Source organism: Levilactobacillus fujinensis, assembly GCF_003946335.1.
In the GTDB taxonomy this organism is placed as follows: Bacteria; Bacillota; Bacilli; order Lactobacillales; family Lactobacillaceae; genus Levilactobacillus; species Levilactobacillus fujinensis.
This window is the reverse complement of the sequence record NZ_RHNX01000020.1, coordinates 24,058-44,294: the sequence shown is the minus strand read 5'-3', so window position 1 is coordinate 44,294 and position 20,237 is coordinate 24,058. Positions and strand designations below refer to the sequence as shown.

The window sequence follows — 20,237 nt, the reverse complement described above, 5'->3', positions numbered from 1 at the left end:
TACCAGAAGTTCGGTTGACAGTTGTCCGTATAAAAATTTATAATGGACCTAAATATGAAAACGCTTTATTACATTAGAAATCGAGGACTTACTATGCAAACTACGACGAAACATTGGGATACGTATCAAGATCAAGCCGTGACTGAATATGCAATTGAAAACGACAATGGCGTTAAGTTGGCCATTTTAAGTTGGGGGGCCACGTTACACGCCCTCTCCGTGCCAACCGACAAAGGCGACAAGAATTTGGTCCTATCTTATCATAAGATGGCCCACTACTTGGACAATCCCTTCTACGTTTGCATGGGGATCGGCCGGACAGGCGGCCGTATCACACGGGGGACCTTTCCCCTGAACGGTACGACTTACAACGTTGACACCAATGAAGGCCGTAACACCCTTCACGGTGGTCCTCATGGTTTCAACACGGTCAACTGGGCCGGCGAACTGGATGCCACCGATCCTGAAATTGCCAAGATCACGTTAACGCACACGTTCAAGTCCAGTGACGACTCTTACCCAGGTGATCTAACCGCTAAGATGACGTACACGTTAGACAACCATGATGAAGTCACGCTAACTTTCGAAGCCAACTCGACTGATACCACGCTGTTCAACCCAACGTCTCATTGCTATTTCAACTTAAGCGACGACCAATTAATTTCCGGCCAGAAGTTGCAGGTCAACAGTACGGAGCATTTGGACCTCGATGGTGAAAAATTACCAACTGGGAAAATGATTGCTAACGCTGGTACCCCATTTGACTTCGCGCAAGGTCAAAACCTTGGCCAAGCCATCCGCGGGATGCAAGCTATCCCCGAAAAGGGCTTCGACGACGTTTATCACGTCACACCTACTGCCGACCAAACCATTGCCAAGCTGACCGACCCACAATCGAATCGGTCATTGACCATCAAGTCTGCTCGAAATGGTCTGGTCGTTTTCACCGCTAACTCCTTCACATCAAACATGAAGCTCGCTGCCGGTGCTGGTCAGCCTTACATGGGGGTTGCCCTTGAACCACAGACGTTACCAGACTCACCAAATCATCCAGAATTTGGCGACATCACCTTACCTGCTGGTAAGACACAGAGCTACCAAATCAAATACGATATCACTTATTAATAATTAAGTGAAGCGCCCACACACCACTCTGGTGTGCGAGCGTTTTTTATTGTCTATCTTTCCAAACGCCGCTTATGACTGGTGTAACCGATACCGAAGTCAAACTTAGGTAACTTAGTTCCGTCATCGCCTTACCGGGATATGAGCTGGATCGGTGCGAACACGCCTGAACCCATATCCGCCGAATTCTCGGTTTATTTGGGTGACCTGAGGCAACACGACTTATGCTTCTAGCAACGTTGTTGAATTAAGTTCAAACTCTGACAATCAACAGGGATTCAGCGCTTAAAATTGGCCTACCCAATTTAAGCCGGAGGCGGTCATTGCCACTCATTCAGCGGTAACGATTCTTACTATCCTACATTGAAGATGACCGAACCACGCTACCTAAGCCTAATCTCAGTATCATTGTTCCAACAACTATAAAGAGTTAGTCGTGACAATGTCAACCTTATCTAACCTAAACATTAAAACTAGCTAATAGTAAGACCACAGTTCTTCAATTAGTCTATCATACGATTTTTGAGATGTACACTAAAAATCACCCAACCCCTAAACTATTTTACCGTCTAACCGCTGAGTCGAGATAATTGACAGTTTTATGTGTGCATGCTAAGTTAGTAAAACGTAACTATTATCATTTAATGTGCTTGAATAGCGACTCTAAAAACCGTGAATCATTCACTGCTGAATGCTTCACAAAGGATTCTCGTATCACTATCTATTATAAAGGAGACTTCATTCATTGGCTAAGAAATCAAAAATTGCGAAAGCAAAACGCATCGCCGCAACCGTTGACCGTTACGCAGAACGTCGAACAGAACTTAAAGCAGCCGGCGATTATGCCGCATTGGCTCTACTTCCTCGTGATGCCTCACCGACGCGGATTCACCGACGTGACCATCTGGACGGTCGGCCTCACGCTTACATGCGCAAATTTGGGCTCTCCCGCCTGAATTTCCGGGAACTGGCCCACGCTGGGAAGATTCCTGGTGTTAAGAAAGCCAGTTGGTAGGTAGCATGCGGCGTCAGTCGGTCAACCCCTAAGAATTAACCCTAAGTAGCAGCCCACTAGAACTCCTGCTTGAGATTAAACAGAGAAGATTGCCTTAATTTCAGCAACTAAGGGTCAGACCTGCCACCGTGACACCCCGCGGAATCACGGTTTCCAGCAACAACTTCACCACAGACAGTGTCATTATATTTCGCGACTATTCGCGGCCAAAACAAGACACAAAGCCCGCATCAAACAGCCATTAACTGGCCGCTTGATGCGGGTTTTCTAGTGATTATTTCCACGACATATCTGGCACGTGTATAATAATAGATGTCAATTACGACACATAATTTATTTTGCACTGGTTAGTTCGCAATCTAGATAATTGGTCCCACACTTAGTCCAATCAATTTAAAGGGAGTTTTTCTAACATGAATGAAGTTTTAACGGTAATTCGTGAGTTCGACCTGTTCGGCGGCGACTCATCACAGTATGGCATTGAAACGCCCAAGATCAACGCGCAATTTGTCGGTGTCGAACCGGCCATGGTCTTTGACATCCACAATCAGCCCAAGCTGGCGCGCCAGACCGAACGACAACTGCGCACCATTGAAAATGAGATTCGTGACCAATTCCACGTTGAAATGGTCGACATGGGCGGCGGCGATATCAATCAAACCTTCCAAATCTTTCAAGCCATGATTACGATCTTCAAACAGCGGGTCGAAAAGGAATTGCTTATCGACAATCAACTCGCGTTAGAAAGTCTGACCACCAGCGGTGAATGGCTACTCTACTGGCACGAAGACGCGCCACTCGTCAAGGCTAAACGGCAGCAACAAGAGAATCTGCCACAGGACTTCTAGGCTGACCAAATCTGCTCACACTCTGGTTGTCAGGGATTCTGTTTGCTACGAGAAACGTCGTCAGCCCCAAAAAGCATTCTCCGGCTAGGAACATTTCTGGCCTCCTCTGGCTCCGAATATGCCGTCAGTTTCAAGCTCTAAACTCCAGCTGGTTATTGCAAGCTAGCTTGAAACTTATAACCCTTAGCAATACACAAAAGGAACGTCTCCCATCAACAATACAGTTGATGGGAGACGTTCCTTTCTTCTTCTAAGCTGTGATTCGAATCGTTGTCAGCCCTGACCGATTCAAGTTTTAGGTTGTACTCAAGTGGTGTCATGCCAACCTGGAAAGAGTCTCTCCGATTGGTTTCAACTTGTCAGAAACAATTTCCAAATCCGTAAGCTCGCCGGATATGGCCGGTTCTATTTCAAGTTAACAGCCACACCAGCAACATCGATAGTCAACGGATCGCCGCTGATCAGCTTAAAGTGAGGCCCATCTGCATGGACACTAACTTCAATCAAGCGGCCATGGAAGACCTGACGGAACGTGTAGCTGGTCCAGGTCTTAGGTAAGAATGGATCAAAGTGTAGCTTGTCATTGCGGACCCGCATGCCAGCGAACCCTTGAACAACAGCAATCCAACCACCAGTCATGGCCGTAATGTGCAGCCCATCTGTGGTGTCATTATTGTAGTTGTCCAGATCCAACCGTGCCGTCCGTGAGTACAGTTCGACGGCCTTGTCTTCGTAACCCAAGTCGGAAGCCAAAACGGAGTGAATGGCTGGTGACAAGCTGGATTCATGAACCGTAAGTGGTTCGTAGAAGTCAAAGTTAGCCTTCTTTTGGGCTTGTGTGTAATCGTCAATAAAGTCCCAGATACCTTGAAGGACATCCCCCTGCTTAATGTAAGGCGAACGTAAAATCTTGTCCCATGACCAATGTTGGTTGATTGGCCGTTGGTCGGCAGGAATAGAACTGGCTGGTTCGATATCTTTATCAAGGAACCCGTCGTGTTGAACAAAGATGTTTAGGTCCTTGTCATACGGCAGGTACATCCGATCAACAATGTCTTGCCACTTGGCCTTTTCTTCGTCGGAAACGGCAAGCTTCTTGGCGGTTTCCTTGTCGACTTGACCCAGGATCTCCAATGTATATTTCAGCGTCCACTGTGCCAGCATATTCGTGTCCCAGTTGTTATCGACGTTGTTCTCGTATTCATCAGCACCTGTGACCCCATGGATCATGTACTGCTGGTTACGTTTGCTGAAGTGTACCCGGTCGGCCCAGAAGCGAGACATTTCGCTCAGAACCTTGGCGCCTTCATGTAAGACGTAGCTGGTGTCGCCGGTATAACGTGTGTAGTTGTAAATGGCGAACGCAATGTCCCCATTTCGGTGAATCTCTTCAAAGGTAATTTCCCATTCGTTATGGCATTCGATCCCGTCGAATGTCACCATTGGGAATAAGGCGCCCTTTAAGCCTTGTTCTTGCGCATTGATGTAAGCACCGTCGAGTTGCTTATAACGGTACATCAACAGATTGCGAGTAACTTCTGGATTCGTAATTCCCAGGTAAACGGGAACAGCGAAGGCTTCGGTATCCCAGTAGGTCGCACCACCATACTTTTCGCCGGTGAACCCTTTTGGTCCGATATTCAACCGAGAATCTTTCCCATAATAGGTGGAGAAGAGCTGGAACAAGTTGAACCGAATCCCCTGTTGTGATTCGTCGTCGCCTTTGATGATAACGTCAGACTTTTCCCAACGAGCGGCCCAGACATCCGTATGGGCTTGTAAGAGGTCATCGTAGCTTTCTTGAGCAACCTTGTCACTTAGGTCGTGCATGGCAGCAGTCAGCTTTTCTTGCGTGTCATAATCACGAGAGGTGACGACGATGACCCGCTTCTCCAATTGCGTTTCCGCTTGGGGTGCCAAGCTACCAGTGTAAGCCGTCACAACTTCCTTGTCGCTCGGTTGAGTAACGGCAACGTTGTTGAGAGCCGTAACCAGTCGCATCTCCATGCCAGAAGTGAATTGTGGCGTGCCAAATGGATTAGGCGTTGTCTTAGCAACGATACTCCCACTGTCGGCTTGTTGGTCGGTCGCTAAGACATCCCAAAAACGTTCGTCGTAGTTGGCTTCTTCATTCTTAACGTCAGCATCAATACTTGGCTTGATCGTGATAGCAACGTTTGTATCACTTAAGTTTTTCACACTGACCCGTTGCACAGAAAGCTGCTGTTGACTAACACTTAAGAAACGTTCGAATTTGAAGGCTACCCGCGTCTTACCCCGTTCGAGGGTAAATGACCGGGTCAAAACGGCTGTCTTCATGTCGAGGTCCAGTGTGAAATCACTGATTTGATCCTTGGCGAGGTCAATGGCATCACCGTTGACTTCGATTGGCAGCTTGATAAAGTTGACGGCATTGACTACTTTTCCAAAGTACTTGGGATAACCGTTCTTCCACCAGCCGACCCGAGTCTTATCTGGATACCAGACACCGCCCAAGTAGATTCCTTGAAGGGAGTCGCCGCTGTAGCCTTCTTCAAAGTCCCCACGCATCCCCATGTATTCATTACCAAGGCTGGTCATGGATTCCTGGAGGCGCTTATCTTTGGGGTCAAAAGTATGGGTAATGACATTCCACGGTTGCACTTCAAAAATTCGTTTCATGCTAAACATTCTCCTTTTCTACGTTCCGCTCAAGAGCTGCTACCGGCGACTTTGAGGTCGCTCAGTTCACAACTTCATTGTAAGTTTTAAACGTGACAGTGCACGTAAATTGGCTTGATACGACCAAACGCTAACATCGACCCATACAACTCGTATCAGCTAATGTTAACGTCTGTTTTCCTTTAAAACACATTTAGATTAAGCGCGGTAAGTTTCCTTGATGGTGAAGACGGACAAAGCACCAATGGCCATGACGATCCCACCTAACAGGAACATGTTAGCTTGCGCACCACCCAATAATGGGAACAGCGCGAAGCTGGCTAATGAAGCCACGATTTGTGGCAAACAGATCGATCCGTTGAACAGACCCAGGTAAGTCCCCATGTGTGCACCGGATAACGCGTTGGTGACCATGGTCAGTGGGTAAGTGTTCATTGCAGCCCAAGCAATACCGACCAAGATGAAAGAAGCAATCAAGGTGTACTGGTTGTGAATGAAGAAAACGGAAACGAAGCCAATGGCCCCTAACCCTAAGCTCCCAGCGTAACCTAGCTTATGCACATTGTTAGGCAACTTAGCTAACACATAGGACCAGATAACAGCGGCGATAGATTGAACGGCAGCCAAGACCCCGTACCAATTCCCAGCAGCCTGGTAACCAGCAGAAGCGGCATTCGTTGTGTGCCAAACGTTAGAAGCAATGGCACCGGCGGAATAAGTCCAAAGGTATTGGAAAGCAACCCAACAGAAGAACTGAACTAAGGTAACGGTCCAGAAGACCTTGGGAGCAGACTTCAGTAACGTCCACCAGTTTCCACCTTCAGCGTTATCTTCCTTGGTGATTCCATGATATTTCGCATAAGTATCTGGATCATATTCCTTGACCCGGAAGATGGTAAATAGACTTGTGATGACCAAGAGAACGGCACCGACGTAGAAGGCAACCTTAACCGTTGAAGGAACGACACCCTTGCTGGCCGTGTTGGCAATCCCAATAGCGGCAAACAAGAATGGCAAGATAGCGGCTAAAACGGCACCCGTATTGGATAAGAAACTTTGAATCCCGTAAGCGTAACTCTTCTGGTCATCGTTGACCATGTCCCCAACCATCATCTTGAATGGCTGCATAGCAACGTTAGAAGACAAGTCCAGGAAGGCCACGGTGATGGCGCCGAAGAGTAAAGCCGCTAGTGACGCGTAGCCAAAGCCCATACTACCTGAGTTTGGCAGCAGACACATGACAATGACCGCAACAATAGTTCCTAATAACAGGTAAGGCAACCGGCGACCACCGAATTTTGGTGCCCAGGTCCGGTCAGAATAATAACCCACGATTGGTTGAACAATTAAACCAGCTAGTGGTGGCAAAATGAAGAACCATCCTAAACTGTTCGGGTCGGCCCCAATGGTCTGGAAAATCCGACTCATTTGGGAACTCTGTAATGTGAAGGCGGTTTGGACACCTAAGAAACCAAAGTTGATCATCCAAATCGTGCTAGCAGGTAATGTGGGTAAGCCACTCTTTGGCTTAGCCGCTACCTCAGCGGTGTTATCTGACATACGAAAACCTCCTAAGAAAACTGACAATTTTTAACTATAATGGCAACTCATTTAACTACATGTGTTATTATGGCACCGCTTTCATCTTAATGCAACCGTTTGCGCAAATCTTTTTTAGGAAATTGGTCTACCCTTTCCATACCATGACAATTAAAAAAGGCCTGTCCGTTGGCTTCAGCGCCAATCGAACCGACCGCAAAAATTTATTTGATTTCGTACGGAATTTTAATCTGACCTGGTGTACTTGTTTCCAACGGCTCACGGTCGCTGAACAGCAGCGCGACGGTTGCCGACCCCATTTTTTCCGGAAACAAATTAACCGAATGTAAGTCAGCATCGGTTAATCCAGCCGGCAACGACTGATTAAAGCTGACAATAGGGAAATGTCGCACGCCGAACTGTTCACGAACTAACCGATAAAATTCAATCGCATTGAAATCATCGGTAGCCATAATGCCATCAATTTCTGGGTGTTGCTTGATGAACTGACGAACACGGTCGAGTGCTCCCAACTTACAGGTCAAAGGTTCGACGTTAAAGCTAGCAGCAACTCGTTCGTATCCAGCCCGGCGTTGCTCTTCATACGCCCAATCGTGCGTGGATTCAACGAAGACGGGATGGGTCACGCCCAACTGATTCAGGAGAAAATTAGCGCCCCCAATACCTGCCTGTAAATTGTCATTATCAACAAAGTCGTCATTCGCGTTGTCCATGGGCTGGCCGATCGTGACGAACCGCAACTGATTCTGGCGTAAAAAGTTGGCGATAGGATCGTCCTTGTGTGCGTAGAAGAGGACAAAGCGCTTGATTTTCCCCTGCGCCACCATTGACTTCACGTTCTTTAAGAGGTCCTCAGCCGTCTTACTGATGGCCACGGACAAGACGTAATGGCGCTCGACCAGTTCCGAATTAATTCCCCGCAACAGGTCAATGTAAAATGGGTTCTCCGGCAAGCTGTGGTCCGCGGTGGGAAAGACGACCCCCACAGCGTTGGCTTCCCCGGACGTTAAGTTTTTAGCGTTATAGTTTGGTAAATACCCCTCGGCGGCGGCCAACGCCTGAATGCGCTCACGAGTCGCCTGACTGATACGAGGATTATTATTAAGTGCCCGCGAGGCAGTCGAGACCGACACCCCCGCCTTGGCAGCAATATCACGAATAGTTAACATTTTAATTTCGAAGCTCCTTATACGCTTAGACAGTTTCGGACGTGGACCACGAGATAACTTACTCATCCCCGTTACCACCTGGCCTGACAAACGGCCGAAACTCGGGCCGTTGCACTTAGACTAAGTGCCTGGCCGCCGTACTCTTAATGCCTTAAATCTTACCATACAAGCGCCCCCATTGGAACTCTTTCCCATACGGGCCGAACGATTACCCCCCATTTTGTTCGGTAAGCTCCTTTGGTTTCGTAAAAACGGGCATAATCCGTATTGTTTCTGAACCAGCAAGTAAGGATAACCAGACTTCACTACCTAACATTAGTCTCAGGCGCATCGTTCTACTAAGTCAGTGAGAAAAACCACCCACTGACTTAGTAGAAAACCAAATTTGGAGACTCAGTACTTTCGAGGCTTCAAGTTGTGTTCGCACCGGTCCAGCCCATATCTGCCAGCCGGTAAGGCGATGACTGGACAACGTTGCCTAGTTTTACTCTCAGTATTGCTGTTACAACAGTCATACTAGATGTTTTAGAACCTTCATTCTTTACACTGGACTAAAAAAGACGTTGCCATTATCCCAATCGGACAATTGTAACGCCTAGATTTGTTAAAAATCTACTAGCCTCGCTTTTGCGACTTACCACGGTGCGGTGTGATACCAGCGTTTGGATTCAGTGGTAGGGTCGTTACAAACTGACTACCTTGCGGCTGATTCTCCTTGACTGTAATGGCACCGTGATGGAGGTTAACGATCCAATGAGCGATCGACAACCCAAGCCCATTGCCGCCAGTTTGGCGACTACGAGACGTATCAACCCGGTAGAACCGGTCGAAGATCCGTTGCCGGTCACCGGCTTTGATACCAATGCCTTGGTCGGCCACAATCAGTTGCCATTTCCGACCGACCAGTTTGGCCGAAATCGTAATGGTACTGTCGCGTGGTGAATATTTTAAAGCATTATCAATCAAAATGTTCATGAGCTGATGTACCAGGCTCTGATCCAGAGTCGCTTTGAAATCGGTCACCGGTGCTAATACTAGCTTCTTCCCCTGACTCGCCGCAATTTCTGTGTACGGTTCCACCGTGCGTGTCAGGAATGGCGCGACCTGAGTCACCTCAAAGTTCGTCTGCAACGTGTTGGAGTCGGACCGGGCTAATGCCAGCAGGTCTTGCGTCAGTTTCTGTAGCCGTTGGCTTTCGCTATTGGCAATCGCAATATTTTCTGCCTGATCGATAATTTTATCGTTCGGTTTTGTCAATAGAATTTCCAACTTATTCTGAATGATGGTCAGTGGTGTCCGCAGCTCATGTGCGGCGTTCCCTACAAATTCGGTCTGGCGGCCCCACGACCGCAGAATCGGCCGCATCGTCATCCGTGACATCCAAATACTCATGATGATCGACAGAAGCCAAAAGACCCCCATCGTAATCAACATGACCCGCGTAAAGTTGCTCATCGCAGCCTTCTGAGGGTCAATATTTTCCATGATCAGTAAATACCGACCAGCCACCGACTTGTCTGCATTACTCTTGGGAACCTTGACTAACAATGTTCGGAAATTATACTTGCCGCTAACCACAATCGTGTGCAGCTGACCCTCCTGCGTTCGTTTCAACGTGATTCCCCGCAATGTGTCATAACGCGACCCTAACTGAGATTTATTCATAATCTTCCCGGCATCATTGAAGATCAGTGTGGTTGTAATGAACGGGTGAATGGCCTTTTTTTGTGCCTGCATCGCCTGCTGATTGTGTTGGGAGAACGGCTGAAGCTTATTCGTGTTTTGCTTAGGTGGTCCCGCCAATCGTGCCGACCGTTCCACGCGTAATGCCTGGTCCGTACTGGTCAGCATGGCCCGTTTAAACAGCACGAACACGATGACCCCCAGTAATAAGAAGATAATGGTAAACCCAATAAAACTACTGAGAAATAATCGTCGCCGTTGGGCCCGATTGACCTTATTGCTCATCTGGGGCCTCCACAATGTACCCGGCATTACGGATAGTCCGCAACGACAAGTCACTACCGGCGTGCTTGAGCTCCTTTCGCAGGTTACTCATGTACACTTCCACGACGGAGAGACTGGTCTCCGAATCAAAACCCCAGAGACGATTGAAGATCTGTTCCTTGGTGATAATTGTTCCCGGATTGGCTACAAGGTATGCGAGCAGATCAAACTCCCGGCCCTTGAGTGTCAATGGTTCCCCATTGAACGTTGCCAAATGTTTGCTGGTATTGATTTCTAATTGGCCTAGAGTAATCGTATCACTGTCATTCAGATGCCCGGTTCGTTTCAACAACGCCTTCATCCGCGCTAATAGTTCCTCACGGTGAAATGGCTTGGTCACGTAATCGTCGGCACCATCGTTAAAGCCCCGCAATTTATCGGCAATCGTATCTTTTGCAGTCAAAATCAATACGGGCGTCTTCACACCCTTACTGCGAATATGCAGCAGCAGATCCAACCCACTTTCGCCGGGTAACATCAGGTCTAAAATGATGGCGTCAAAGACATCCTGACTCGCCAAAAATTCTCCCTGTTCCCCGTCATAAGCAGTCGTGATTTCACAAATCGGTTTAATCAGTTCAACAATATCCGCGGATAATTCGCGCTCATCTTCAACAACTAAAACTTTCGCTGTGGTCGGCAACGGACATTCCTCCTTTTAAAAACTCTTGAATTTTTTCTTTGCGTGGGTGTGAGTGGCTTTCACTTGCTTAGCAAAAGCCAAGCTTGTAGCCGCGATATTTCGAGGCTTTAAGTTGTGCTCACATCGTTCCTGGCACCCGGTGACTCAGCTCCCTAATTTGGTCTCAATATCGATATCCCAACCGTCATCAGTGATGGTTGGGAACTTTTAATTCCTTGTAAAATAGCTACGATTTCACCCGTAACAGGAACCGTTTGATTATTTCTGACTGCTCATCCTTGCTTGTCATCTCAAAGCTTCCTTAATTTTGATTTTCATCATAGCTCATTCAGGCGCCACCAGACCGCTTACTCTATAGTATAAACATGTCCGCAACACTAGTCACGACACAATTACTTCCACCCAGTCAACTCGGCTGTAGCGAATTGATCCACGCGACCACGTTTTATCTCATCATTATCGCTAGTGTGCGCCGGTCCGGCGGCAAAACCGTCATTTAAAGTTACAGTCTACAGACCCAACGATAACGGAACCTTAAGCTGGCGGTCAAAACAGTAGCCATCTGGGATTCAAGGCTTGGCAGTCTGCACGATTGGCGCCGATAGAAGTTCGCTTTTCAGGCTGGTAGGATCCCCCCTAGCAGGTAGAATTTCACCAGCAAGTCGTATGACCATCTCCCACGTTAAGTTTTGTCAGCTAACTAAAGGCTAAGTTTTTGCCAAGATTAACCCGTTGTTCACGGAACTGTTCGAAAAATGCGGTAGACTTTCGTCAAAGCAGTCTGCATGGTATTCTATTAAGGACAGACATCTTGATTGTCATTAACGGAGGGGTTTTCATGAAGCAGCAGCGAAACACCCTCGCGGCGCTAAGAGTCAGCCGTTGGGTGTATTTGGGGGCATTTTTCGTTCCATTTGCCATCATGGTCGTTATCTTCTGGCAACTAAAGATTACGCCATTTGGCAGTCGAAATTTGATGTTTAGTGACATGGGGGCACAGTACGTTCCGATTCTGGAATATCTGCGGTCGACCGTCACGACAGGGCAGTTCCATCTCTTTTCATTTTCTTTGGGGACGGGCAGCGGAATCATTCCGTTACTCACGTATTACGTGATCAGTCCGTTTAACTTGTTAATTTTTCTCTTTCCAGCAGCGAAACTTCCGCTGGCGGTCACCTGGATCGTCATCTTAAAAATCAGTACGATTGGGTTAAGCATGGCCGTTTTCATCCGGCACGCCTTTTTACGGAGCGGCTGGTCGTTGATTCTCTTCTCCACCGCATTCAGTTTGTGTGGCTTTACCGCCATGTACTTCTACGACATCATGTGGCTGGATGCTTTGATTTGGTTGCCACTAGTCGCGTTAGGGTTACATCGATTAGTCAGTCTACACCATTATGGGCTGTACACGTTAAGCCTCACTGCAACTATCATTTCCAACTATTACATGGGTTACATGACCTGCCTATTTTCAGTGATGTACTTCATTTATCTAGTCATTGAACATCAATCAACCGCTACGCCATTCAAAGAAGTCTGGCGGATGCATTGGGCAGCGATTCGCCAGTTTCTGATTGGCTCAGTATTGGCTGGTGGTATGTCCATGATCGTCTTAATTCCAACGGCGATGGGCATGCTACTGACGGGTAAAAGTACCGTCTTTGTCAATAACTATCTGCCAACGCCACTCTTTGGTCCGGAAGTCCTGGCCCAATTTGGACTGGGTAGCAGCAATTATGTGACCCACCTGTACCACGCACCAAGCCTGTTTATGGGCACCTTGATGTTCTTACTTTTAATCGTCTACTTCGTTTCACCAAAGATCCTAGCGGTCGAAAAACGCCGGACGATGTGGTTACTCATCGCCATGGGATTGGGGTTACTCATCACCCTCTTCAACACCGCTTGGCACATGTTTCAGCAACCAGCCGGCTTTCCATTCCGTAACGTCTACTTTTTCACGTTCTTGGCGTTAACGGCGGCCTACCGTGCTTGGCAAACACACCCATCCCAGACCATGAATGATCCGCAAAAGGTACTCGCGCTAGTCTGGGCCGCAGGGCTGTTGACCATTGGCTACTTGTCCGCACAGGTCATCCCCAGCATTTGGGAACGAGCCTTGCCCAGTTATAACAACGACCTCTACCTACAAAGTCAGCCCCAGTTTCATTTGCTGTGGCTATCCTTAGCGCTGTTGTTGGTCAACACCATGCTCCTATTTGTGAGCGAATGGCGGCCCATCCGGATCGGTCTCATGGGATTGATTATCTCGGTTGAATTAGGGGGGAACTTCTTAGCGGCCACTCATGGTATTAGCTTTGGCTCCCAAACCCAATTTGAGAAATATTACAAAAAGGATGCCGCCGCGTTGCGCAAGGTCACTGCCACCAAACACAAGCCAAACTTACACCGCGTCGAATTTCTTCATTCCCAGATTGGCGCAGCCTACAGTGGTGCGTACAACCATTACAACGATCCGCTACTTTACGGGTATGCCGGGAACAGTTCGTATAGCTCAACGTTGGTCGAACAGGCGCGTGTCTTTCAACACGATCTGGGCTACTTTAGTCCAAACGTTCGCCGTATCAGTTCCCAAGGCTACACGCATCTGACCGATACGCTATTTGGGGTAAAATACCGGTTGAACGCCAATAAGAAACCGGTCGTTAACCGACTCAACTCTTACGCGGGTATCGGCTTTGCCGTTCCAGATAAATTAGCTCATTTGACATTGAATGACCAGCAGGCGTTGACTAATCAGCAGCGCTTGCTGGCTACCCTAGGCGCTCGCAAGAATACGTTGGCCCCCGTCTCCGTTCTCAAGATGAACACGAAACGCGCCACCGCTCAGGATCTCGCGACCATTCCGAAACGCACAACCTTACGTGGCCCACAGTACCTGCAAACATTTACTGTCCGGGTCAATGCGACCGGCCTTCTGCACGGGTACTCGCCATCTGGAACCATGATTTACTCAAGCTTACGGGTCAACGGTAAGAAGGCGAAGCCGCTGATCAATGCTGATGGCTTCCGCTATATCATGAACTTTGGAGAACATACTAAAGGGACGATCATGACTATCAGCTATATCACCCGGCGACCGGAAACTGGCTCCAGTAATCAATTTGCGACGCTCGATCAGGCCAAATACCTGCAACTAGTCGCCAGTCTGAAGCAACAGCGCTATAAGCTTCGGGCTAATAGCGGGGTCACCTGGTTGTCTGGTGACGTGACAGGGACGGCCGATCGTCGGCTCCTGTACGTCTCCATTCCAGATATACCTGGTTGGACGGCTAAGGTCAACGGCAAACCCGTGGCTATTAAGACTGTCATGCACGCCGAATCCTTGATTCCCGTCAAACAGTCTTATAAGGGCATGATTGGCGTTCCACTGAAGTCTGGCAACAACCATGTCACACTGACTTATCAGACGCCTGGCCTCAAAATTGGCGCCCTGATCAGCCTTATCAGTGGTACCCTGTTCATTCTCTTCTGGTTCACAGTCGAATGGCTACGACCTGTTGGCAAACACAAGGATCACTAGTTGTCTTTATCCAGAGCCTGGGGAATCTCAGGCTCTTTTGTTTAAAAAAATTCAGACAAAAAAATCGGCTCACCGGCCGATTTTTTAAGTTACCTAATTTTTTTAGCGTTTCGTGATCAACTGCAGTGCCGACCGTAACTTTGTTTCCCACCCGTTGTGGTATCGCAAATCAGGCCACTAGTCAGGAAGACCAGTCCCGCCACTAACATGACTAACGTTCCCCACCAGAAGAGGCTGTGAATCTGAACCGGCCAGCCGAGCACGGCGTTCAGGACGATTAAGACCAGTCCCAGCCAAAACGACAAACTACGATAGAACCGTCGATTGAAAATCATCAAAGTCGCCCCCCTTTATGTTCAATTATAAGGGACAATTAGTCAAACAAGTGAACTTGCTAATCGCTTGTGTTCCTTAAGTTCGGTCACTTAACTTAGCGGTTATTCTGCCGGGCGAACCTTCGACTTGTCGACCTCGCCTTTACGCACGCGATTCATATAAAAACGTAGGAGGAAGGGTGCAAGTAGAGTTGCCACAATAATGGCCGCCACAATAGCCGAGTAACGGACTGGCGACATCAACTTGGCCTGATACCCAATTTGGGCGATAATCAACGCCATTTCGCCTCGGGAGACCATACCGGCACCTACGGCCATCGAGCTGGTCCAGTGAAACCCAGCCATTTTGGCACCTAGACCCGCGCCCAGTTGTTTGGTCAACACCGCAACTATCGTCAGAACAATGATAAAACTAATTTGATTGCCCAGGCCCTTGAAGTCCATATTGAGACCAATGCTGACAAAGAATACCGGGATAAATAGCGCGTAGCCGATCGGCTCAATATGCCGGTCCACAGTCGATTTTGCCGACGTCTGGGAAATCGCGATTCCCGCGAAGAAGGCCCCCACAACGTTACTCAACCCAACTAATTCGGCCACGTAAGCCATCCCAAAGCACAAGATAACTGCCATCAAGGTTGCGCCCATCGGAATCATCAGGCGATCGCCAATCTTGACCAGGTACGGGGCCACCCACCGCACGACAAAGTAAATCGCAGCGAAGTAAATGATCTGTTCGAATGTCGTCAAGAGGAGGCTACTGGACGCCGCAGCGCCATCAGCAACCGCCGTCCCCGTTGTACTGACCAACACACTTAAGATCACGACGGCCAACACATCATCGACGACAGCGGCTCCTAGAATCGTGGTCCCCTCACGGCTGTTCAAGGCGTTCATTTCTTTCAAGACCTCCACGGAGATCGAGACGGACGTTGCCGCGAAGATGACGCTTAAGAACATACTTTCCGTGACGTTCAAATGATAGAAGATACCGACCAGATACGTCCCGGCCACCGGAATCAAGACTCCCATAATAGCTACTAACACGCTGGGTTTTAAGTAACGTTTCAGTAGCTGTAGGTCACTTTCCAATCCAGCAATAAACATTAAAACGATGACCCCAATTTCCGCAAAGCTTTCCAAGTCATGCGTTAAATGTAGCCAGCCCAAGACGGCCGGGCCCATCAAAACACCGATGACTAACTGACCAATTACGGCCGGAATCCCGATTCGGGTGCTATAATGGCCCACAATTGTTGTTGCCAATAATATTAGTGTTAAATCTCTTAATAGTTCCACGCGCTTCCTCCTTTGCAAACAAAAAGCGACCGCCAAAAATGGCCCCCCCAACCCAAGGAGAACACAGTTCTTGAAAGCAGTCGCTTCAACCATCATTAATTTAGTTAGTTTATATTATACGGAAACTTCCTTAGCAAAGCAAACTTCCCGTTTCAACCGGTTCGTTGGTTAACTTACTGACGCAGCTTAATTATCTAACTCAGTCTAAGGCGTTGCCCGGTTTCTTTTTTCCTGACTGACCGTTAAGAATCACGATTATCCGCAAGACCACACCTTGGCGTCTCCGCTTCGATGACAGATATTTTTGACCTGAAGAAGTTCTCGCCAAAACTTAACTACCTGTTGACCAGCAATCGTGGTAAACTAATAACGATTGTGAGGTGACGCGTGTGAAGTGGCTTGAATCTAATTTAGTCGTGATTTTCTGGGCGGTTATCTTCGGAGAAGTTATTGGTTATATCGGTGGTACGTTGAAACAGATGACCTGGCAACCTATGCAAATTGGTGTCATGATGGCAATTGTTGGCGTGATCGCCGTCAATGGGTGGTACTTACTCAGTCGTGACGACCAGACTTCGAAGAAATAAGTAGCTCATTTAAGCATGACCTAAACAACCAACCTTGGCAGCTGCCAGGGTTTTTATTTCATCTTAAAAGTTGGACAACTCTTCGTTAACGAAGAACTGTCCGACTTTTTATGTCTCTAAAGCTGAGGTTTAAAGTCCAAAATACGCATTATGACTGTTGTCACAGCGATACTGGGTCCAAAAAATAGGCAACGTTGTCTATCCATCACCTTACCGGCTGGCAGCTATGGGCTTAATCAGTGCGAATACAACTTAAAGCCTCAAAAAAACCGCGTCTCCAAGCTTGTCAACGAAGAGTTTTTGCGGCTTCCAGTTGTATTCATAACGTCTCTAGATTATATTTCTGCTAACCACTACCCTTACTAACCCAAGCCTAATTATCCTGAGCACGAATCTGGTTCTTGATGGCATTCATATCTTGATCGAGTTGATGAACCAACTCAGCCTTTGAGATCAACTCTTGGCGTAACTCGTCTTGATGCTGTACGTTCTTTTTATAACTCAGTTCATGTTCCAAGGACGCCCAAAAATTCATTGCAATCGTCCGAATCTGGACCTCGACCGTAACCTCGGCCACCCCAGCATCCAAGTAGACCGGTACGGCTAAGATCAAATGCAGGCTCCGGTAGCCATTGGGTTTGGGATTCGTCACGTAATCCTTGCGCCGCAAAATTTTGATGTCCGGTTGCTTAGCTAAGCGGCGTTCCATAGCAACCATATCGTCCTCGAACCGCACAATGATGCGGATGCCAGCGATATCGTGCATTTGTTTCGGCAACGTGTCGAAATTGAAGTCAAAGTGTTTTCGTTGGACCTTTTCCAAGATACTTTCCGGCGACTTGATTCGCGACTGCAGGCTGTCAACCAGTGTATGTCCATGTTGAATCTGATATTCCTGGTCAAGGTAATGAATCTTGGTGGTCACGACCTGAACAGCACTGTTGTAATTCAGCATCAGCGATCGGAACCGGTCAATGGCTTCCAATGCGGTTGGGTTGTTTGGAAATTGCGTTGGCAAATTCTGTGCGGGTAAATTCGTATTCGTCATTATTTCTCTCCTAGTTAGCCTGCCGACTGCGCCAATGCCGAATGTCCGGCACCAACCACCACAGTAGTAGGAAATTCAGTAACAGAGTGAGCGCCGTAAACGTAAAGACCCCATTATAGTTGAACCAGTTGGCTACTAAACCACCAAGCATTGACCCAAACATACTACCTAACGCTTGAAACGATTGATTCCAACTGAAGACTGTCCCCGTCAATGAATGTGGCGAGTTTTTGGTCAGCATTGTTTGCACGGCTGGAAACAGCGCACCGTCAGAAACACCAATCATAAATCGAAAGATACCCAGTAACCAAACACTCGATACGAATCCTTGGGGAAAGTACATCAGGACGGCAAAAACGTAGCCAAAAACTAGAACCCGTTGCGTACCACGGCGGTCGCCGTACTCGCCTAGTTTCGGAGCGGCTAGTAACGTTGAGAGGCCCGGCAATGCCGCAATGATTCCGGCAACCAACGTAATTGGACCCGTATTATTCATCAGCTGTTTCACGTATAAGCTAATAATTGGTGTGATGGAATTATTTCCCATTTGAATAATCATAGTTGAGACTAGCAAAACAATGATCAACGTTGGGTTTTCAACCTGTCGTAGGAAGCTGCCAGCTTGTGCCTGCTTCTCCTTGCTGATGGGCGTGAAATGTTCATGTACTAAGGTCGCGCTCAGGAAGAATACGATAATTAGAAAAATCCCAGTGAGCAGGAATGTCCACCGAATGGAGAAGACTTGCGCTAAGATTCCACCAAGCACTGGTCCAATCAGGTTACCACTGACATAACCGGTCGTCAGGATTCCCAGGGCATTCCCGCTCTTCTCCGGTGGCGTCTCCGCCGCAATCAAGGCGCTGGCGTTTGGAATATAGCCGGCAAAGAACCCCTGTAAGAAACGGAGACCAATCAATTGCCAAATATTGGTGACAAACCCCATCAGACCGATGACGATGGCCATCCCCATTGAAGAACGGAGCAGCATCAGTTTTCGCCCCTTACGGTCGGCTAACTTCCCCCACAATGGCGAAACCAGCGCGATAACCAAGAAGGTTGCCGCGTAAGTCACGCCACTATAGATGGTCAATTGCCCCTTGGTAAAGGTTCCCAAGTCATCCACATACAACGATAAAAATGGCATGATTTCACTAAACCCCATGCCCGCAATAAATGTTCCTAACCACAGAACAGCTAGGTTGCGCCGCCACTGCTCTGTCTTTCGTGTGCCCACGACGTAATCGCCTCTTCTTTCTCAAACCCATCTTGCCTAAAATCAGGTATCTTCTATAACATTACTTATTAGTTTAGCATACCGCGGCAAGTCCGTTTGGGCGAAAAATTAAAGCTGTCTAGGCCTTTTGAAAAAAATTTACAAAACTACTTGTCATTTTTGTAAACAAGTTGCATAATAGGCTCATACATGTGAGAGAGTTCACTTTAATTTTATGGAGGTAATTCAAATGGCTCATCGTTTAGACGGAAAAGTTGCAATCGTTACGGGTGGTACGCTTGGTATTGGTTTAGCCATTGCTACCAAGTTTGTTGAAGAAGGCGCCAAGGTTATGATTACCGGTCGCCATAGCGATGTTGGTGAAAAAGCTGCAAAGAGCGTTGGCACACCAGACGTCATTCAATTCTTCCAGCATGACTCTTCAGACGAAGATGGTTGGGTAAAATTATTTGACGCAACCGAAAAAGCTTTCGGTTCTGTTTCAACTGTTGTAAACAACGCCGGTATTGCCGTTAACAAGAGCGTTGAAGAAACGACTACTGAAGAATGGCGCAAGCTGCTCTCCGTTAACTTAGACGGTGTCTTCTTCGGTACCCGTTTAGGGATTCAACGGATGAAGAACAAGGGGCTTGGTGCTTCTATCATCAACATGTCTTCTATCGAAGGATTCGTTGGTGACCCTAGTTTAGGTGCTTACAACGCTTCTAAGGGTGCCGTTCGGATCATGTCCAAGTCAGCCGCTCTCGACTGTGCTTTGAAGGATTACGATGTGCGGGTCAACACTGTCCACCCAGGTTACATCAAGACCCCATTAGTTGACGATTTACCAGGTGCCGAAGCAGCCATGTCTGCTCGGACCAAGACACCAATGGGCCACATCGGTGAACCTAACGATATCGCTTACATCTGTGTCTACTTGGCTTCCAACGAATCCAAGTTCGCTACCGGTTCAGAATTTGTTGTCGACGGTGGTTACACCGCACAATAGACCACATTTAAACTTAAACTTGGAAGGTCGCTGGCTGTTGCTGGCGGCCTTTTTTAGACGAAACTGAAGGTTGAAAGGTCTGAAATGCCCATCATGACCGTTGTCACAACGATACTGAGACTAAAATTAGGCAACATTGTCCAATCATCGCCTTACCGGCCTCAAGTTTCCTCG

15 protein-coding genes are annotated in these 20,237 nt (G+C 47.8%); 6 read left to right on the top strand and 9 right to left on the bottom strand.

All coding sequences use genetic code 11. The features are described 5' to 3' along the window. The first annotated feature begins 93 nt into the window (after nucleotides 1-93). The 3 genes from EKM89_RS08370 to EKM89_RS08360 all read left to right on the top strand — a co-directional run bounded on the left by EKM89_RS08370 (nucleotide 94) and on the right by EKM89_RS08360 (nucleotide 2,988). Nucleotides 94-1,125: an aldose epimerase family protein gene (locus EKM89_RS08370; protein ID WP_125687556.1), complete on the top strand. Its 1,032-nt coding sequence runs from the start codon at nucleotides 94-96 to the stop codon at nucleotides 1,123-1,125. A gap of 745 nt (nucleotides 1,126-1,870) precedes the next feature. Then, the gene (gene rpsN / locus EKM89_RS08365) at nucleotides 1,871-2,140 is read left to right on the top strand and encodes a 30S ribosomal protein S14 (protein ID WP_125687554.1); all 270 of its coding nucleotides are present in this window, start codon (nucleotides 1,871-1,873) and stop codon (nucleotides 2,138-2,140) included. A gap of 413 nt (nucleotides 2,141-2,553) precedes the next feature. Continuing rightward, nucleotides 2,554-2,988: a hypothetical protein gene (locus tag EKM89_RS08360; protein WP_125687552.1), complete on the top strand. Its 435-nt coding sequence runs from the start codon at nucleotides 2,554-2,556 to the stop codon at nucleotides 2,986-2,988. Between the two features lie 405 nt (nucleotides 2,989-3,393). Here EKM89_RS08360 and EKM89_RS08355 read toward each other — a convergent pair whose 3' ends face one another. The 5 genes from EKM89_RS08355 to EKM89_RS08335 all read right to left on the bottom strand — a co-directional run bounded on the left by EKM89_RS08355 (nucleotide 3,394) and on the right by EKM89_RS08335 (nucleotide 11,028). Next, entirely contained in the window at nucleotides 3,394-5,649 is a 2,256-nt protein-coding gene (locus EKM89_RS08355; protein ID WP_125687550.1) for a glycoside hydrolase family 65 protein, read from the bottom strand. 198 nt (nucleotides 5,650-5,847) lie between these two features. After that, a complete protein-coding gene (locus tag EKM89_RS08350) occupies nucleotides 5,848-7,209 on the bottom strand; it encodes an SLC45 family MFS transporter (RefSeq protein WP_125687548.1) in 1,362 nt (453 codons plus the stop codon). A 203-nt stretch (nucleotides 7,210-7,412) separates the two neighbouring features. Continuing rightward, nucleotides 7,413-8,378, bottom strand: a complete 966-nt coding sequence (locus tag EKM89_RS08345; RefSeq protein ID WP_125687546.1) for a LacI family DNA-binding transcriptional regulator — start codon at nucleotides 8,376-8,378, stop codon at nucleotides 7,413-7,415. A gap of 615 nt (nucleotides 8,379-8,993) precedes the next feature. Then, a complete protein-coding gene (locus tag EKM89_RS08340) occupies nucleotides 8,994-10,346 on the bottom strand; it encodes a sensor histidine kinase (RefSeq protein WP_125687544.1) in 1,353 nt (450 codons plus the stop codon). Beyond that, nucleotides 10,336-11,028: a response regulator transcription factor gene (locus EKM89_RS08335; RefSeq protein ID WP_125687542.1), complete on the bottom strand. Its 693-nt coding sequence runs from the start codon at nucleotides 11,026-11,028 to the stop codon at nucleotides 10,336-10,338. Before EKM89_RS08335 ends, EKM89_RS08340 begins: the two co-directional genes overlap by 11 nt. Nucleotides 11,029-11,866: 838 nt before the next feature. On the opposite strand from EKM89_RS08335, the gene EKM89_RS08330 reads away from it, so the two are divergent. Then, nucleotides 11,867-14,572, top strand: a complete 2,706-nt coding sequence (locus tag EKM89_RS08330; RefSeq protein ID WP_125687540.1) for a YfhO family protein — start codon at nucleotides 11,867-11,869, stop codon at nucleotides 14,570-14,572. Between the two features lie 116 nt (nucleotides 14,573-14,688). Here EKM89_RS08330 and EKM89_RS08325 read toward each other — a convergent pair whose 3' ends face one another. Further along, a complete protein-coding gene (locus EKM89_RS08325) occupies nucleotides 14,689-14,907 on the bottom strand; it encodes a hypothetical protein (protein ID WP_125687538.1) in 219 nt (72 codons plus the stop codon). Between the two features lie 102 nt (nucleotides 14,908-15,009). Next, entirely contained in the window at nucleotides 15,010-16,206 is a 1,197-nt protein-coding gene (locus tag EKM89_RS08320) for a cation:proton antiporter (RefSeq protein WP_125687536.1), read from the bottom strand. Nucleotides 16,207-16,595: 389 nt separating this feature from the next. Between EKM89_RS08320 and EKM89_RS08315 the strand changes: the two genes are divergently transcribed. Next, entirely contained in the window at nucleotides 16,596-16,793 is a 198-nt protein-coding gene (locus EKM89_RS08315; protein ID WP_125687534.1) for a YjzD family protein, read from the top strand. A gap of 373 nt (nucleotides 16,794-17,166) precedes the next feature. Here the strand turns inward: EKM89_RS08315 and EKM89_RS08305 are convergent, their stop codons facing one another. Together EKM89_RS08305 and EKM89_RS08300 are read right to left on the bottom strand one after the other, a co-directional pair. After that, nucleotides 17,167-17,841 (bottom strand): GTP pyrophosphokinase, encoded by a 675-nt coding sequence (locus tag EKM89_RS08305; RefSeq protein WP_125687530.1) that lies wholly within the window; start codon nucleotides 17,839-17,841, stop codon nucleotides 17,167-17,169. A gap of 10 nt (nucleotides 17,842-17,851) precedes the next feature. Then, nucleotides 17,852-19,075 carry a multidrug efflux MFS transporter gene (locus tag EKM89_RS08300; protein ID WP_125687528.1) on the bottom strand — a complete coding sequence of 408 codons (1,224 nt, stop codon included), beginning with the start codon at nucleotides 19,073-19,075 and terminating at the stop codon, nucleotides 17,852-17,854. Between the two features lie 229 nt (nucleotides 19,076-19,304). Between EKM89_RS08300 and EKM89_RS08295 the strand changes: the two genes are divergently transcribed. Continuing rightward, entirely contained in the window at nucleotides 19,305-20,063 is a 759-nt protein-coding gene (locus tag EKM89_RS08295) for an SDR family oxidoreductase (protein WP_125687526.1), read from the top strand. The last annotated feature ends 174 nt before the right edge of the window (nucleotides 20,064-20,237 follow it).

Coding starts and splice junctions, on each gene's coding strand:
- EKM89_RS08370 (WP_125687556.1), top strand. CDS start 94: ATGCAAACTACGACGAAACATTGGGATACGTATCAAGATCAAGCCGTG.
- EKM89_RS08330 (WP_125687540.1), top strand. CDS start 11,867: ATGAAGCAGCAGCGAAACACCCTCGCGGCGCTAAGAGTCAGCCGTTGG.
- EKM89_RS08295 (WP_125687526.1), top strand. CDS start 19,305: ATGGCTCATCGTTTAGACGGAAAAGTTGCAATCGTTACGGGTGGTACG.
- EKM89_RS08345 (WP_125687546.1), bottom strand. CDS start 8,378: ATGTTAACTATTCGTGATATTGCTGCCAAGGCGGGGGTGTCGGTCTCG.
- EKM89_RS08325 (WP_125687538.1), bottom strand. CDS start 14,907: ATGATTTTCAATCGACGGTTCTATCGTAGTTTGTCGTTTTGGCTGGGA.
- EKM89_RS08355 (WP_125687550.1), bottom strand. CDS start 5,649: ATGAAACGAATTTTTGAAGTGCAACCGTGGAATGTCATTACCCATACT.
- EKM89_RS08360 (WP_125687552.1), top strand. CDS start 2,554: ATGAATGAAGTTTTAACGGTAATTCGTGAGTTCGACCTGTTCGGCGGC.
- EKM89_RS08350 (WP_125687548.1), bottom strand. CDS start 7,209: ATGTCAGATAACACCGCTGAGGTAGCGGCTAAGCCAAAGAGTGGCTTA.
- EKM89_RS08340 (WP_125687544.1), bottom strand. CDS start 10,346: ATGAGCAATAAGGTCAATCGGGCCCAACGGCGACGATTATTTCTCAGT.
- EKM89_RS08305 (WP_125687530.1), bottom strand. CDS start 17,841: ATGACGAATACGAATTTACCCGCACAGAATTTGCCAACGCAATTTCCA.